Origin of the sequence: Amycolatopsis sp. NPDC050768 (genome assembly GCF_040654155.1) — a bacterium.
Taxonomy (GTDB): Bacteria; Actinomycetota; Actinomycetes; order Mycobacteriales; family Pseudonocardiaceae; genus Amycolatopsis.
In genome coordinates this window covers 65,387-79,034 of the sequence record NZ_JBFAHL010000002.1, presented here as the reverse complement: position 1 = coordinate 79,034, position 13,648 = coordinate 65,387, and the positions used below count along the sequence as shown (strand labels likewise).

Below are 13,648 nucleotides of genomic sequence, written 5' to 3'. Positions count from 1 at the left end.
CGTCACAGCCGAGAGGAGCGCGACCGCCGTGGGGCGCCAGGGGCGGTCACCGGATCCTGACCGTCCGGACCGGACGGTGACGGTCCGGTCCGGTCCGCGGGTCAGCTGAACACGACCTCCGCGTCGAGGAACTGGCGCAGGTGAGCCAGGAACGCCTTCGGGTACTGGAACTGCGACGCGTGACCCGAGTCCGGGTAGATGATCAGCTGCGAGTTCGGGATGTGCTTCGCCAGGAGGTGCGAGTTGACCGTCGGCAGCATGATGTCGTGGTCGCCGTTGACGACCAGGGTGGGCTGCGTGATGGCCTGCAGGGCGGCGTCGCGGTCGGCTTCGGACCACTGGGCCCAGCTCACCACGGCCTGCTGCTGGCGCTCGCCGACGGCGGGGGTGGCCTCGGGGTCGTAGTCGGTGGTGCGCTGGTGGCGGCGCTGCCAGAACTCGCGGCCGGCCTGCTTGGCGGCGGCGCTGCGGCCGAAGAACAGGTAGAGGTAGTCGTCCAGGGTCAGATCGGGGTGCATGACGACGTCGAGCACCTTCGCTTCGGCCTCGCTCATGTCGCCGGCCGGCGGGATGGTGCCGAGCAGCACCAGGCGGCGCACGAGTTCGGGGTGCCGGAACGTCAAGGCCTGGGCCACGGCGCCGCCGATGGAGAAGCCGACCACGTCGACCAGCGCCAGGCCGAGGACGCGCACGAAGTCGGCGGCGAAGTCGGCCATGGCCTCGAAGGTCACCGGGACTTCTCCGGTCGAGCCGGAGACGCCGACGCTGTCCAGCAGGATCACGGGGCGGTCGGCGGCCAGGCCGTCGGTCAGCAGCGGGTCCCAGTTGTCGAGACCGCCGCGGAAGTGCTGCAGCAAAAGGACCGGCGTGCCAGTGGCGGCGCCGAAGCGGCGGTACGCGATGCGGTCGCCGTTGACGGTGACGTGCTGGGTCGGGGCGGTGGTGTGCGTGGTCATGGAGGTCTTCCTTCTACGGTCCGAATGCTGACTTTCAACAAACAAGCTAGCCGGAGAGGAAACCGATCGGTACCCGTTGAGCCTATGGCTAAAATCACGCCAACAGAACATCAAAACCGCCGATAACGAGGAATATGCTGAGCCTAAGGTACCGATCGGTACCCTGGGAGAGAGGCGGTGACATGACACAGGAGGCGACCAGCCCGCGATCGCGGATCCTGGCCGCGGCGACCGACCTGTTCTACCGCCAGGGCATCAACACCACCGGCATCGCCGAGGTGGCCGACCGCGCCGGCGTGTCCAAGCGGACGCTCTACCAGCTGTTCCCGGGCAAGGACCTGCTGGTGGCCGCCTACCTCGACGGCATCACCGCCACCACCGAGCGCGACACCGGCGACGGCAACAACGAGTACAAGCTCTTCGACACCGCCCTGAGCCCCCGCGAACGGCTGCTCGGGCTCTTCGACCGCCCCGGCCTCGTCGCCCGCTATCGCGGCTGCCCCTTCCACGATGCCGCCGTGGAGCTGGCCGAACCCGACCACCCCGGGCTGCCGCTGGTCATCGAGCACAAGCACCGGATCCTGCGTCAGATCATCGACACCGCCCGCCAGGCCGGCGCCCCCGACCCGGATCTGCTGGGCCGCCAGCTCGCGGTGCTGTTCGAAGGCGCCATGGCACTGTCCACTTCGCTCAACAGCACCGAGGCGTTCGACTTCGCGCGCTCCGCCGCCGAGACCCTCCTGGACGGGGCCCTGCCGGCGTAGCTGTTACGACGCGTAACCCCGCACCTGCCCGCCTGGACAATCTCACTCGAAGGTCAGGACGACAGCGCTTCCGTGCGTACCGCGGCGGACCTGGGCCAGCGCTTCCGCCGCGTCGGACAGGGAAAAGCGCGCCCCGACGTCCAGGGGCAGGGTGCCCGCGGCGAGCAGGCGCAGCAGGGTTGCCAGCCGCGGGCCGTCGGGGGCGACGTAGACCTCGGTGGGGCTGATGCCGCGTGCCGGGGCGGGCGGGTCGGAGGTGATGGTGGCGAGGTGGCCGCCGTCGCGGACCGCGGTGAGGGCGAGAGCGGCTTGGCCGGGGACGGCGTTGACCGCGCAGTCGATGCCGAGCTCGCGGGCGGTCTCCGGCCACGAAGGGTCCGAATAGGACAGCACTTGAGCGGCCCCCGCGGCGGTCAGGGCTTCGGCGCCGGACGGGCTGCCGGTGGCGATCACGCGGGCGCCGTAGTTCGCGCCCAGCGCGACGAGCAGGCGGCCGGTCACGCCGCCGGCGCCGTGCACGAGCAGCGTCTGGCCGTCCTCGAGTTCGACGGCGTCGCGCAGCGCCTGGTCGGCGGTGAGGGCCGGGACGGCGAACGCGGCGGCCGTGGCGAAATCCACCTCGTCGGGCAGCGCGGCGACCTCCGCGGCCCCGGCCAGGAACCGCTCAGCCCACGCACCCTGCGCCCGCAGCGGCGCCGAGTGCACGGCGACGCCGTCACCCACGGCGAAGTCCCGGACCGCGCCACCCACCTCGGCCACGACGCCGGCGGCTTCGACGCCGAGGGCCATCGGCGGCTGTGTCCCGAGGTCCCAGCCGCCGGTCCGGGCGATGTCGTCCCAGTTCCCGACGCCGGCGGCGCGCACGGCGACCACGACCTCGTCCGGCCCCGGGCTCGCGGGCGCGTCGAAGTCGAGGGCGCGGATGTCGCCGCCGAAGCGGTCGATCCCGGCTGCCCGCATCACTCGGGGTACGCGGCGTTGTAGCGGGCTTTCCACTCCGGGACCAGTGCCTCCTCGGTCGCACCGCCGAAGGTGTAGGCGGGGGAGAGGACCTGGTGGACCTCGTCGACGTGGATGAGCACGGCGTGGTGGAACGGGTAGCCCGGGCCGTTGGCCGCCAGCAGCCAGTCGGCGAGCCACTTGTGCACGGGGTCGCCCGGCGGGAGGATCTCGGCGGTGCCCCGGAAGCGGTAGCCGCGGCGGCGGAAGAAGTCGATCGAGTTCACCTCGACCCGCGGATCGTGCCGCAGGTTCTCGATGGTGCCCGGCGAGGCCATGTCCATGAACGCCAGGTGCTCGTCGTCGTACACGCTCACGGAACCCTTGGGCGAAAGGTTCGGCGCGCCGTCGGGGCGGACGGTGGCCACAAAGGACAGCTTCGCGTCGGCCACCACACGGCGCATGTCGTCGTCGAGGAGAGTCACGGGTTACCTCTTTTCGGATGTGGTCGCGAAGAGCCGGTCGAGGCTGAACGCGAACGTGCGGACGGGCGCGAGGGCCAGGAGCAGAGCCGCGGCGCAAGCGCTGAAGACCGAGGCGCTCAGCGGCGCTTCCCAGCCGAGGAACACCATCATGGACAACGCGAACACGAGCTGCAGGGCCGTCGCCGCCCAGGCCGACCACCGCACGGCGACCCCGGCGAGCAGCGTGAGGCCCAAAGTGAGCTCCGCGACGGTCGCCGCCCACGCGGCGACACCGGCCAGGCCGTCGGGCAGGTAGGGCACGAGCTGGTGCGTGTACGCCGTGAAGGCAGCGAAGCCACCCCACGCCACGTTGCCGGTGTGCAGCGCGCCCCAGAGACCGAAGCGGTCGGCCACCGCGGAGAGGAAGCCGGCGGCCAACGCCAGGCGCGCGAACACGGTCGCGACCGGCCACGCGCGCAAAGGCACGGCGATGGTCTCCACCTCGTCCGACACCGACATCAGGCCTCCTCCTCCGGCGAGGGCCGACCGTCTGGGTCCGTCCTCCCCTCGCGAACACCCTCGAGGCTAAGTCCCCGACCGCCCTGAGGGGAAAGACCGACCGCGGCGGATTGAGTACTTTTGAGTTATGGATCTTGAAGCCCGGCACCTGCGCTACGTGGTCGCGGTGGCGGACACGCTCAACTTCTCCCGCGCCGCGGAGCACCTGCACGTGTCGCAACCGGCGTTGTCCGCGCGGGTCAAGGCCATCGAGCGGCACCTCGGCGTCGCGTTGTTCCGCCGGACCACCCGCTCGGTCGCGTGCACGGACGCCGGGGCGCGGTTCGTCGAGCACGCCCGCGAGATCCTGGGGCTCCTGGGCGAAGCGGAACGCGAGGCCCGGCAGTCGGCGTACGGGCGGGTGCTGCCGGTCGGCTTCTACGGCGTCGCGGCCGGCGACCTGACCGCCGAGATCATCGACCGCTTCCGGGAGCGCAGCCCCGGCGTCGAGGTCGAGCTCAAGCGCCACGGCTGGGAGGACCCCTCGGCCGGGCTGCGCGACCGCACGACGTCGCTCGCGTTCGTACGCCCGCCCTTCCGTTCCCACGGGCTGCGCCTGCTGGTCCTGGGCACTGAACTCCGCGTCGCCGGGCTGCCGTCGCGGCACAGGCTCGCCGGGCGCGACAGCGTGGACGTGACCGAGCTGCTCGGCGACCCCGTCGCGGTCCGGCGCACGGCCGACCCGGTGTGGGCCGCGTTCTGGTCCGGGGGAAGCGTCCGGCCGGCCGCGCTCAAACCACGGCTGGTCGAGGTCGGCGACGTCGACGAAGAGCTGCAAGCGGTCGCCGCCGGTCGCGCGATCACGTTGACCGCGGCAGTGGCCGAGACCTACTTCCCGCGAGCAGGCGTCACCTACGTGCCCCTGACCGGGCTGCCGCCCAGCCGCCTCGCCCTGGCCTGGCACGCCGACGAGACCGATCCCGTCTGTCTCGCCTTCGCCGCCGCCACCCGTGACGTCCTCGCCCGGCGGCGGGCCGCGAACTGAGCTCAGTGGCCGGACATGCCCCCGTCCACCGCGAGGGTCGTGCCGGTGATGTAGGACGACGCGTCGCTGGCCAGGAACACGACGGCGGCGTCCAGCTCGTGCTGCTTGCCCAGCCGTCCGAGCGGGCTGTGCTGCTTCACGAACGGCAGGAGCACGTCTTCGGGGATGTCCTCGGTCATCTCGCTGGCGAAGTAGCCCGGCGCGATGGCGTTGACGCGGATGCCGCGCCGGCCCGACCACTGCTGCGCGAGGTCGCGGGTCAGCCCGAGGACGCCGGCCTTGCTCGCCGAGTAGGCCGCCTGCGGCGCGTAGGACTTGATGAGCGCGAGCACGCTGCTGATGTTCACGATGCTCGACCCGGCCGCCATCACGCGCCCGCACGCCTGCGCGGCCCAGTAGACGCCGTTGAGGTTCACCTCGACGACCCGGCGGAACTCCTCGGGCGTCTCGCGCAGGGCCGGGACGGCGGTGCCGACGCCGGCGTTGTTCACGAGCACGTCGATGCGCCCGAACTCGGCGAGCGCGGCCTGCACCAGGGCGTCGCAGGCAGCGGGGTCCGCGACGTCGGCGGCCACCACGGCAGCGCGGCGGCCCAGGTCGCGGACGCTTCCGGCGACCTCGGCCAGGCGGTCGGTGCGGCGGGCGGCGAGGACGACGTCGGCGCCGGCTTCGGCCAGCGCGCGGGCGAACCCCGCGCCCAGCCCTGAGCTGGCGCCGGTGACGACGGCGACCTTGCCGTTGAGGCGGAACAGGTCGAGCACTCCGGTCACGGTCACACCCGCCCGATCCGCGCGGCGGCGCGCAGCCCGGCGGCGGCGAGCGGAGCGACGGCGCCGCCGACGGACTCGAAGCCCGAGCCGCGCGTGAGCCCCTGCTGGTAGCGCGCGTGGATGCCTTCGGCGATCACGGCGATCTTGAAGTAGCCCAGCGCGAGGTAGAAGTCGAGCCGGCCCAGGTCGCGGCCGCTGATCTCGGCGTAGCGCTGCGCGAGGTCACCGACTGCGGGCAGCCGATCGCTCGTCGACGCGGCGGCGCCGGCGAGCACGGGCGCGAACGCGGGGTCCGAGTACACCAGGTGCAGGCCGAGGTCCGCGAGCGGATCGCCCAGCGTCGCCATCTCCCAGTCCACGACCGCGCGGGCTGTCGCCGGGTCGTCCGGGGCGAGGATGATGTTGTCGATGCGGTAGTCGCCGTGCACGATCGACGCGCCGCTCTCGGCCGGGCAGGTCTCTTCCAGGCGCGCGTGCAGCGCCTCGATGTCGGGCAACGGGCGGGTCCGGACCCGTGACCACTGGTCGTGCCAGCGGCGGACCTGCCGGCCCAGGTACCCCTCGGGCCGGCCGAAGTCGCCGAGCCCCACGGCGTGCGGGTCGACGGCGTGCAGGCGGGCCAGCACGTCGACGAGGCCTTCCGCGCAGCGTCGGATGTCGTCGTCGGCCAGCGTGTTGAGCTGTTCCGTGGTCCGGATGACGACGCCGTCGACGTGCGCCACCACCGAGAACGGCACGCCGAGCACGTCTTCGCCGCCCAGCACCACCGCGCGGGCGACGGGCACGTCGCTGTCGCGCAGCGCCGCCACGACGCGGTACTCGCGGCCCATGTCGTGGGCCGAGGGCGTCAGGCCGCCCAGCGGCGGCCGGCGCAGCACCCAGCGGCTGCGGCCGTCGGTGAGCACGTAGGTGAGGTTGGATCGCCCGCCCTGCAGCATTTCCGCGCTCAGCTGTCCGCCGAAGCCGGGGACCTCGGCGGCGAAGAAAGCTTCGAGCGCCTTCAGGTCCAGACCGTCCACTGTGGACGTCATCGCACGGCCTTCGACTGGCGGCGCAGCACGCGGCGCGCGATGGCCCAGCGGTGGGTTTCCGACGGGCCGTCGTAGATGCGGAACGGGCGGACCTCCCGCAGGAACCGGCCGAGTAGCACGTCGCCGGAGATGCCGAGCGAGCCGCAGATCTGCACCGCGCGGTCGACCACGCGCCAGATCGCCTCGGCGCAGAACGTCTTCGCGATCGCCGTCTCCTGCGACGCGTGCCCGCCGCGGTCGAGCTCCCAACACGCTTGCAGGATGAGGCCGCGCGAGGCCGCGATGTCGATCTCGTTGTCGGCGATCATCTGCTGCACCATGCCCAGGTCACCGAGCCGGGAGCCGAACAGCTCGCGTTCGGCCGCGCGGGCGACGGCGATGTCCTGTGCGCGGCGGGCAATGCCGAGCCAGCGCATGCAGTGGGTCATCCGCGCCGGGCCGAGGCGGACCTGCGCGTAGCGGAAGCCCTCGTCGACCTCGCCGAGCACCGCGTCCTCGGGCACGACGCAGCCGTCGAAGTCGAGCTCGATGTGGCCGCCGAAGAGGCTCTCGTCGAGCGTGTCGATGTGCCGGACCACCTTCATGCCGGGGGTGTCCGCGTCGACGAGGAACATCGTCGCGCCGCCGGTGTGGCCGGGCTCGCCGGACGTGCGGGCCATGCAGATCGTGAACCCGGCGCCCTCGGCCCCGGTGATGAACCACTTGCGGCCGGTGATGCGCCAGCCGTCTTCGACGCGTTCTGCCAGCGTCGCCAGGGCGCCCGGGTCGGACCCGGCACCCGGGGCGGGCTCCGTCATCGCGAAGCAGGAGCGGATCTCGCCGGTCGCGAGCGGCCGCAGGTAGCGCTCCTTCTGTTCGTCGCTCGCGATCGCCTCGAGCATGTGCATATTGCCCTCGTCGGGCGCGGCGATGTTCAGCGCGAGCGGGCCGAGCAGCGAGTAGCCGGCCTCCTCGAACACGGCGGCGCGGCCGCGCATGTCGAGACCGTGGCCGCCGTACTCGGCGCTCACGTGCGGGGCGAAGACGCCGGCGTCCTTGGCGGCCTGCTGCAGCTGCCGGCGCACGTCCTCGGAATGCACCACGCCCTTGTGCTCTTCTTCGACGGGGATCACCACGTCGCGGACGAACTTCGCGGTGCGCTCGGCGAGGTCGGCGACCTCCGGCCCGGGCGCGAGGTCGACGGCCACGGCGCTCTCCTATCGGCTAATGACTATTAGCCGCTGACTATAGGCGGGTTCCTGTGCTGTGTCACAGTGCGGTGGCACCAGTCACCCTGGTGGCGGCGCGTCGGCTATCCTGTGTTAGCCGAAGGGAGGTCGCATGGACCGGTCCGGCCACATCCGTGAGGCCGCGCTCGAGCTGTTCACCCGCAAGGGGTTCGAGAGCACCACGATGGGTGACATCGGGGCGGCCGTGGGGATCCGCGGCCCCAGCCTGTACAAGCACGTCGCCGCCAAGCAGGACCTGCTGGTGGCGATCATGGTCACGACCATGGAGGACCTGCTCACCGCGCACCGCGCTGCGGTGGGAGGTGTCGCCGACCCCGTCGAACGCCTCCGCCGCGCCACCGAGGCCCACGTCCGCTACCACGCGCGGCACCGGCTGGAGGCCTTCGTCGGCACCCGCGAGATCCGCAGCCTCGCCGAGCCGCACCTCACCCGCGTGCTCGCCCTGCGCGCCGAGTACGAGGCCTGCTTCCGCGCGGTCGTCCAGTCCGGTGTGGACGCGGGCGTGTTCCAGGTGGACTCCGTTCGCCTGGCCTCGTACGCGGTCCTCGACCTGGGCATGGGCGTCGCGGTCTGGTATCGCGCCGACGGCGAGCAGTCCGAGGACGCACTGGTGTGGCAGTACAGCCGGTTCGCGCTCCGGTTGGTGGGGGTCACGGGTTAGTTCGGGTCGGCGGGTCGGCAAGTGCTGATCAGCGACATCGAGAAGTACGCCAGCGCGTTCGGCGTGAGCGCCAGGCGGAGGCGAACGGGCTGAAGCGCAGGCCGTCCTGCAGGGCGACGACGTAGGCGAACATGAAGGCGCGCCTCGATTTCGCCGTCGGCTCGGCCGGGCTGATGCGCGCGGCGCTGTCACAGGGCTTGCACTACAACGACCGGCGCACGGCGTTCGGCGCGCGGCTTTCGCAGCTGCCGATCCAGGCACCGGTGCTGGCCGACGTCGTCGCCGAGATCGAAGAGCTCGTCATGGCTCCGGAGGACACGGCCCGCTATCTCGTCACGCGCCTCGCGCTCGCCGTGCAGGCCGCGCTGCTGGTGCGGCACGCGCCGACGGTCGTCGCCGACGCGTTCCTCGCCTCGCGCCTGGGTTCCGGCTGGGACCGGGCTATGGAACCCTGCGCGGGCTCGACTTCGAGGCGATCATCGACTACGCCCGGCTCGGCTGACCCGCGTTCTGGCGCCGGGCCCGCCGGCGCGAACGAGCGGACAGCAGGGCGAGGGAACCGAGCCCGACCTCCAGACCGAGGAACGCCCAGTAACTCGCGTCGGTCTTCGGCCGGTCGAGGGCGAGCGAGCCGAGCCGGACGGCGGCGGCGCCCAGCCAGGTGGCGCCGACGGCGACGTCCGCGGCCGGCTGCTTGCTGGCGAGCGCCCAGCCGCCGAGAGCCGCGTAGGTGCCGCCGAGCCCGGCGCGGATTTCCGTGGTGCCGCGCGGGTCCGCGGCGGTGATCCGAAGGGTGTCGGCGACGTTGCCCGGAGCGACGACGCTCGCGACCCCCGAGAGAAGCAGACCCAAGCTGCTGATTTGTCCACTGTGCACAGTGCGAGAATACCGGAGCCGAAGGGGCTCGGGTGTCCACTGTGCCCGTTCGTCCGCCGCCGTGGCCCGTTCACATCGGCAGCGGCCGGTCCTCCACGACGTTCTTCATCACCAGCGTCGAGCTGATGCGCTGAACGCCGGGCAGCGTCGCGAGCCGCTTGTCGTAGAGCTGCTGGAACGCGGGCAGGTCGCGAGCGACCACGCGCAGCAGGTAGTCCGGGTCGCCGAAAAGCCGTTGAGCCTGAACGACGTTCTCGACCTCGGCGACGGCCTCTTCGAACGCGGCCACGGTGGCGCCGTCGGATTCGCGCATCGTCACGAACACGAGGCAGTCGAAGCCGAGCCCCAGGGCCTGGGCGTTCACGTACGCGCGGTACCCGGCGATGGTGCCGGATTTCTCCAGGGCGCGGACCCGGCGGTGGCAGGGCGAGAGGCTGAGCTGCAGCCGCTCGGCCAGCTCGGTGATGGTCTGCCGGCCGTCGCGCTGCAGCTCGGCAAGAATCTTCCGGTCCAAGGCGTCCATGGCCGCAATTCTCCCTCACGAGCGCCGGATCCGGGGAACTTTGGAAACATCTTCCGGACGTTGCGCCATAGCCTTTCCCCAGGTGGGGGATCTGGCGAAAGGAACATCGATGGCGATCGGCGGCATCTTCGCGTTCTGGGGCGTGTCGTTCCTGCTGGTGCTCACACCCGGCGCGGACTGGGCCTACCTGATCAACGCGGGCTTGCGAAAACGCTCGATCCCGCTCGCGGTGGGCGGACTGCTCGTCGGCTACCTGGCCTTGACCGCGGTGGTCGCGGCGGGCGTCGCCGCGCTGGTGGCGGGCTCGCCTGTTGTGCTGACGGTGCTCACCGCCGTGGGCGCGGTGTACCTGATCTGGCTCGGTGTGTCGGCGCTGGTCCGCCCGGCCACGCCCGGGTCGGCGACGGACAGCGAGGCCGGTTCGTGGGTGCGGCAGGTCGCGAAAGGCGCGGGCATCAGCGGCCTGAACCCCAAGGCGCTGCTGCTTTTCCTCGCGCTGCTGCCGCAGTTCACCGACCCGTCGGTGGCATGGCCGGTGGCCGGGCAGATCCTCGTGCTCGGCCTGGTGCACACCCTCAGTTGCGGGCTCGTCTACGCCGGAGTCGGGCTGGGCGCCCGGGTGGTGCTGTCGACGCGGCCCGGCTGGGCCCGTGGTGTGTCCCGCTTCTCCGGCGGGGCCATGATCGCGATCGGCACGACGCTGCTGGTCCAGCAGCTCGCGGCGTGATCATCGAGGACGGTGCTTCTTGACCGGCCGGGGCGACGACGTGGTCGCGATCCCGGGCACTTCCCGTGGTAGAACCAGCTGACCGTTCACCGGAACTCGACTGGCAGGATCGCGCGGATGATCGTCGACGCTCACGTGCACCTGGCGCGGCTCCCGACGTTGAAGCTCGGCTGGGACACCTGGCTCAGCCCGGCCTCCGACCGGGCGGAGGTGGAGTCCGTGTACGGGCCCGACGGCGCGATCATCCCGGAGCGGATCGACGCGCTGTTCGCCGCCGGCGGGGTGGATCGCGCGCTGCTGTTCACCGAGCACAGCCCCCGGGTCACGGGCATCCAGCCGGCCGAGGACCTGCTCCCGGTCCTCGAGTACAACCCGACGCGGTTCCGCCTGGTCGCCAACGTCAACCCGCACCTGCACTACCCGGTCGCGACCGAGCTGCGCCGGCAGCTGGACCTGGGCGCGGTCGCCCTGAAGATCCACCCGGTCCACGGGAACTTCGCGCCGAACGACCGGGAGCTCTACCCCGCGTACGCCGAGTGCGAGCAACGCGGGATCCCGGTGATCACGCACACCGGCCCCAGCTCGTTCCCCGGCGCGAGCGGCCGCCGCGGCGACCCGGTGCTGATGGACGACGTGCTGCGAGACTTCCCGGACCTCACCGTCGTGCTCGCGCACGGCGGCCGCGGCTGGAGCTACGAGGTCGCCGGCTTCATGGCGCTGGCCCGGCCGAACGTCTGGCTCGACATCGCCGGACTGCCGCCGCGCAAGCTGCCGCAGTACTACGACCGGTTCGACCTCGACCGCATCGCGGCGAGGTGGATCTTCGGCACGGACTGGCCCGCGTCGCCCGGCATCGGCGTCAACCTCAAGGCCGTGGCCGGCCTCGGGCTCGAGCCGAGCGTGCTCGATGCGGTGCTCGGCGGCAACGCCGAACGCGTCTACCGGCTGGCGTGACCGGCCGGCCCCTCCGGCGGGGGTGGCACGCTGACGATCGTCAGACGTTGAGCTCGGCGGCGTCGCGCCGGCCGGGTGCCGGTGCGGCGTCCTGCGTGCGCAGGCCGTGGATCCAGGTCCGGCAGGTCGCGCACATCGCCGCTTCGCTGCCACGCGCGTGGCCGATCACGTCGTCGCCGGACCAGAGGATGGCCGCCACCACGCCGGAGTCGACGGGGGTCAGGCCGACCAGCCACCGTCCAGACGCCCACTCCGCCGTGAGCCACTGCCCGTGCGTCGGGCTGCGCGTGACCGACCACGCGGGGTCGGCGTCCAGGTCGTCCACGGATCGCCACTGGTCGTCCATGTCGCTCACCCTCCCACCCGACCCGCTGAACCGGGATAACGATCAGGCGCGGACGAGGCTGTCGCGCAGGTACGCGGCCAGCCGGATCCGTAGCCCGCGCAGGTCGGCCAGCGCGATGGTGAAGCTGTAGACGGGGCGGTAGCCGACGACCTCGGACGTCTCACCACACGGCCCGCTCAGGTACACGAACCCGTCCTCGTCGTCCCGGTGCGGCTCGGCCCACAGCTGCTCCGGGCCGCGAGCGGTGCCGCGGTAGGCCCGCCAGAACAGCGGCGTCTTCATGATCTCGCCCAGCGCCGCGGCGAACCCCGCGACGTCGTGCTCCGGCAGTCCGAGCCCGCGCCCGTCCCAGGTCCGAGGCAGCGCGCGCCGCCGTGTGGTCCTCGACCAGCGGTGTGCACGCGAACTCCGCGACGTCCACGCACAGCCGGACCGTCCACCGCCGCATGTCCGCGGTCACCGGAATCTGGAACATCCCTCGCCCACCCTCCTCCCCCAGGAGAATCGTCCATCCTAGACCGACGCCGCCCGCGGAGAAAAGCCTTCCATCAGGCGACAATCGGGATGATCCGTGATCCGGCGCACGTCGGCCCGGAAGACCCGGTCGTCATGATTATTTACCGACCGGTCACGCCTGCAGTACGGTTTGGTTGACATGTCCCCTAAATTCGTGCTTCTCTGGATCTCGGACCCGCGGACGAGGAGAGCGCGGATGGAAGACGTCGACCAGCTGGTCAAGGGGCACCTGTCTGCCTGGATGATCGCCGTCACCCCAGAGCCAACCCGTGCCCGGGCGAACCGAGCCCATCACCGGGTGGGACGTGCTGACGTTCGAGGGTGAGCTCATCACCCGCGTCGTGATGTTCATCCCCGGGTTCGACGACCTCGAAATCCCCGCGCCGGCCTGAGGTCCACCCTGGAATGGGGGTAGGTGTGTTGAAGGCCGCGCGGTGTTCTGTGACGATGGTGGCACCGGCATGATCCACAAAGGACTGTCGGCACCGTCGAGCACCGAGGAGGCCGGCATGCTCGGCACCGGCAAGAGCGTGGCCCTGCCCGGCGGGCGGGTCGCGTACTCCGAGCGTGGGTCGGGTCCGGCGGTGGTGTTCGTACACGGGCTGCTCGTCAACGCGAACCTGTGGCGCAAGGTCGTGCCGGCCGTCGCCGACGCGGGGTTTCGATGTCTCGCGCCGGATTGGCCGCTCGGTGCGCACCGCGTGCCCCTGGCGCCGGATGCGGACCTGACACCGCCCGGCGTCGCCCGCTTGATCGGGGAGTTCCTCGACGCGCTCGACCTCACTGACGTGACCGTGGTCGCCAACGACACCGGCGGGGCACTGACCCAGATCCTCATGACGGAAAACCCGGGTCGGATCGGCCGGGTCGTGCTCACGCCGTGTGACGCGTTCGAGGAGTTCTTCCCCGCACCGTTCGACGCGCTGCCGCGGCTGATGCGCCTGTCCGGTGCGGCCTGGATCGGCAGCCGGCTGTTGCGGCTGCCGATCGTGCAGCGGCAGTCGTCGGCGTTCGGCGCGTTGGCCAAGCGCGGGATCCCCGCCGAGGTGCTGGACTCCTACCTGCGTCCGGTCTACGACAGCGGCGAGATCCGCCGGGACCTGCGCCGGTTCCTCCTCGGCGTGCACCCCCGGTACACGCTGGCCGCCGCCGAGGCACTGCCCGGTTTCGGCAAGCCCGTGCTGCTGGTCCGCGCGGCCGACGACCGGATCTTCCCCGCTTCGCTCTTCGACCGTCTCGCGGCTGTCCTGCCCGACGCCCGGCTGGTCACGGTCGCCGATTCGGGCGCCTTCGTGCCGGAGGACCAGCCGGACGAGCTGGCGCGGCTGATCGTGGAGTTCGCCGCCTGA

18 protein-coding genes and 1 pseudogene are annotated in these 13,648 nt (G+C 71.7%); 8 read left to right on the top strand and 11 right to left on the bottom strand.

What is annotated here, in order from left to right:
- Window positions 1-101: 101 nt before the first annotated feature.
- The gene (locus AB0H62_RS07480; RefSeq protein ID WP_220242581.1) at window positions 102-956 is read right to left on the bottom strand and encodes an alpha/beta hydrolase; all 855 of its coding nucleotides are present in this window, start codon (window positions 954-956) and stop codon (window positions 102-104) included.
- A gap of 182 nt (window positions 957-1,138) precedes the next feature.
- On the opposite strand from AB0H62_RS07480, the gene AB0H62_RS07475 reads away from it, so the two are divergent.
- Window positions 1,139-1,720 carry a TetR/AcrR family transcriptional regulator gene (locus tag AB0H62_RS07475; protein ID WP_220242580.1) on the top strand — a complete coding sequence of 194 codons (582 nt, stop codon included), beginning with the start codon at window positions 1,139-1,141 and terminating at the stop codon, window positions 1,718-1,720.
- A gap of 42 nt (window positions 1,721-1,762) precedes the next feature.
- Here the strand turns inward: AB0H62_RS07475 and AB0H62_RS07470 are convergent, their stop codons facing one another.
- Genes AB0H62_RS07470 through AB0H62_RS07460 form a run of 3 tightly spaced genes read right to left on the bottom strand, consistent with a single transcriptional unit; the run spans window position 1,763 to window position 3,642 of the window.
- Window positions 1,763-2,680 (bottom strand): alcohol dehydrogenase catalytic domain-containing protein, encoded by a 918-nt coding sequence (locus AB0H62_RS07470; protein WP_360584757.1) that lies wholly within the window; start codon window positions 2,678-2,680, stop codon window positions 1,763-1,765.
- The gene (locus AB0H62_RS07465) at window positions 2,680-3,144 is read right to left on the bottom strand and encodes a pyridoxamine 5'-phosphate oxidase family protein (RefSeq protein WP_220242578.1); all 465 of its coding nucleotides are present in this window, start codon (window positions 3,142-3,144) and stop codon (window positions 2,680-2,682) included. The genes AB0H62_RS07470 and AB0H62_RS07465 overlap by 1 nt, the downstream gene beginning before the upstream one ends.
- Window positions 3,145-3,147: 3 nt before the next feature.
- Entirely contained in the window at window positions 3,148-3,642 is a 495-nt protein-coding gene (locus tag AB0H62_RS07460) for a hypothetical protein (protein WP_220242577.1), read from the bottom strand.
- A 127-nt stretch (window positions 3,643-3,769) separates the two neighbouring features.
- Between AB0H62_RS07460 and AB0H62_RS07455 the strand changes: the two genes are divergently transcribed.
- Entirely contained in the window at window positions 3,770-4,666 is an 897-nt protein-coding gene (locus tag AB0H62_RS07455) for a LysR substrate-binding domain-containing protein (protein WP_220242576.1), read from the top strand.
- Window positions 4,667-4,668: 2 nt separating this feature from the next.
- Here the strand turns inward: AB0H62_RS07455 and AB0H62_RS07450 are convergent, their stop codons facing one another.
- The 3 genes from AB0H62_RS07450 to AB0H62_RS07440 are packed head-to-tail and all read right to left on the bottom strand — an operon-like array spanning window position 4,669 to window position 7,654.
- Entirely contained in the window at window positions 4,669-5,436 is a 768-nt protein-coding gene (locus tag AB0H62_RS07450) for a glucose 1-dehydrogenase (protein ID WP_220242575.1), read from the bottom strand.
- 2 nt (window positions 5,437-5,438) lie between these two features.
- On the bottom strand, window positions 5,439-6,467 hold the full coding sequence (locus tag AB0H62_RS07445; protein WP_220242574.1) for a phosphotransferase family protein: 1,029 nt from the start codon (window positions 6,465-6,467) through the stop codon (window positions 5,439-5,441).
- A complete protein-coding gene (locus AB0H62_RS07440) occupies window positions 6,464-7,654 on the bottom strand; it encodes an acyl-CoA dehydrogenase family protein (RefSeq protein ID WP_220242573.1) in 1,191 nt (396 codons plus the stop codon). Before AB0H62_RS07440 ends, AB0H62_RS07445 begins: the two co-directional genes overlap by 4 nt.
- Window positions 7,655-7,787: 133 nt before the next feature.
- On the opposite strand from AB0H62_RS07440, the gene AB0H62_RS07435 reads away from it, so the two are divergent.
- Together AB0H62_RS07435 and AB0H62_RS07430 are read left to right on the top strand one after the other, a co-directional pair.
- A complete protein-coding gene (locus AB0H62_RS07435) occupies window positions 7,788-8,357 on the top strand; it encodes a TetR/AcrR family transcriptional regulator (RefSeq protein WP_220242572.1) in 570 nt (189 codons plus the stop codon).
- A 131-nt stretch (window positions 8,358-8,488) separates the two neighbouring features.
- Window positions 8,489-8,635 (top strand): annotated as a pseudogene (locus AB0H62_RS07430) (acyl-CoA dehydrogenase family protein); the annotation flags it as partial.
- Window positions 8,636-8,840: 205 nt separating this feature from the next.
- Here AB0H62_RS07430 and AB0H62_RS07425 read toward each other — a convergent pair.
- Both AB0H62_RS07425 and AB0H62_RS07420 read right to left on the bottom strand, forming a co-directional pair.
- The gene (locus AB0H62_RS07425) at window positions 8,841-9,233 is read right to left on the bottom strand and encodes a DUF4345 family protein (RefSeq protein WP_255638244.1); all 393 of its coding nucleotides are present in this window, start codon (window positions 9,231-9,233) and stop codon (window positions 8,841-8,843) included.
- Between the two features lie 70 nt (window positions 9,234-9,303).
- The gene (locus AB0H62_RS07420) at window positions 9,304-9,756 is read right to left on the bottom strand and encodes an Lrp/AsnC family transcriptional regulator (protein WP_220242570.1); all 453 of its coding nucleotides are present in this window, start codon (window positions 9,754-9,756) and stop codon (window positions 9,304-9,306) included.
- A 109-nt stretch (window positions 9,757-9,865) separates the two neighbouring features.
- Between AB0H62_RS07420 and AB0H62_RS07415 the strand changes: the two genes are divergently transcribed.
- Both AB0H62_RS07415 and AB0H62_RS07410 read left to right on the top strand, forming a co-directional pair.
- Window positions 9,866-10,483 (top strand): LysE family transporter, encoded by a 618-nt coding sequence (locus AB0H62_RS07415; protein WP_220242569.1) that lies wholly within the window; start codon window positions 9,866-9,868, stop codon window positions 10,481-10,483.
- Window positions 10,484-10,600: 117 nt separating this feature from the next.
- Window positions 10,601-11,437, top strand: coding sequence for an amidohydrolase family protein (locus tag AB0H62_RS07410; RefSeq protein ID WP_220242568.1), 837 nt, complete (start codon window positions 10,601-10,603; stop codon window positions 11,435-11,437).
- 40 nt (window positions 11,438-11,477) lie between these two features.
- Here AB0H62_RS07410 and AB0H62_RS07405 read toward each other — a convergent pair whose 3' ends face one another.
- On the bottom strand, window positions 11,478-11,783 hold the full coding sequence (locus AB0H62_RS07405) for a hypothetical protein (RefSeq protein ID WP_255638243.1): 306 nt from the start codon (window positions 11,781-11,783) through the stop codon (window positions 11,478-11,480).
- 42 nt (window positions 11,784-11,825) lie between these two features.
- A complete protein-coding gene (locus tag AB0H62_RS07400; protein ID WP_360584755.1) occupies window positions 11,826-12,065 on the bottom strand; it encodes a hypothetical protein in 240 nt (79 codons plus the stop codon).
- 503 nt (window positions 12,066-12,568) lie between these two features.
- On the opposite strand from AB0H62_RS07400, the gene AB0H62_RS07395 reads away from it, so the two are divergent.
- Complete coding sequence (locus AB0H62_RS07395; RefSeq protein ID WP_255638242.1) at window positions 12,569-12,691, top strand: hypothetical protein; 123 nt, start codon at window positions 12,569-12,571, stop codon at window positions 12,689-12,691.
- A 117-nt stretch (window positions 12,692-12,808) separates the two neighbouring features.
- Window positions 12,809-13,648, top strand: coding sequence for an alpha/beta hydrolase (locus AB0H62_RS07390; RefSeq protein ID WP_220246944.1), 840 nt, complete (start codon window positions 12,809-12,811; stop codon window positions 13,646-13,648).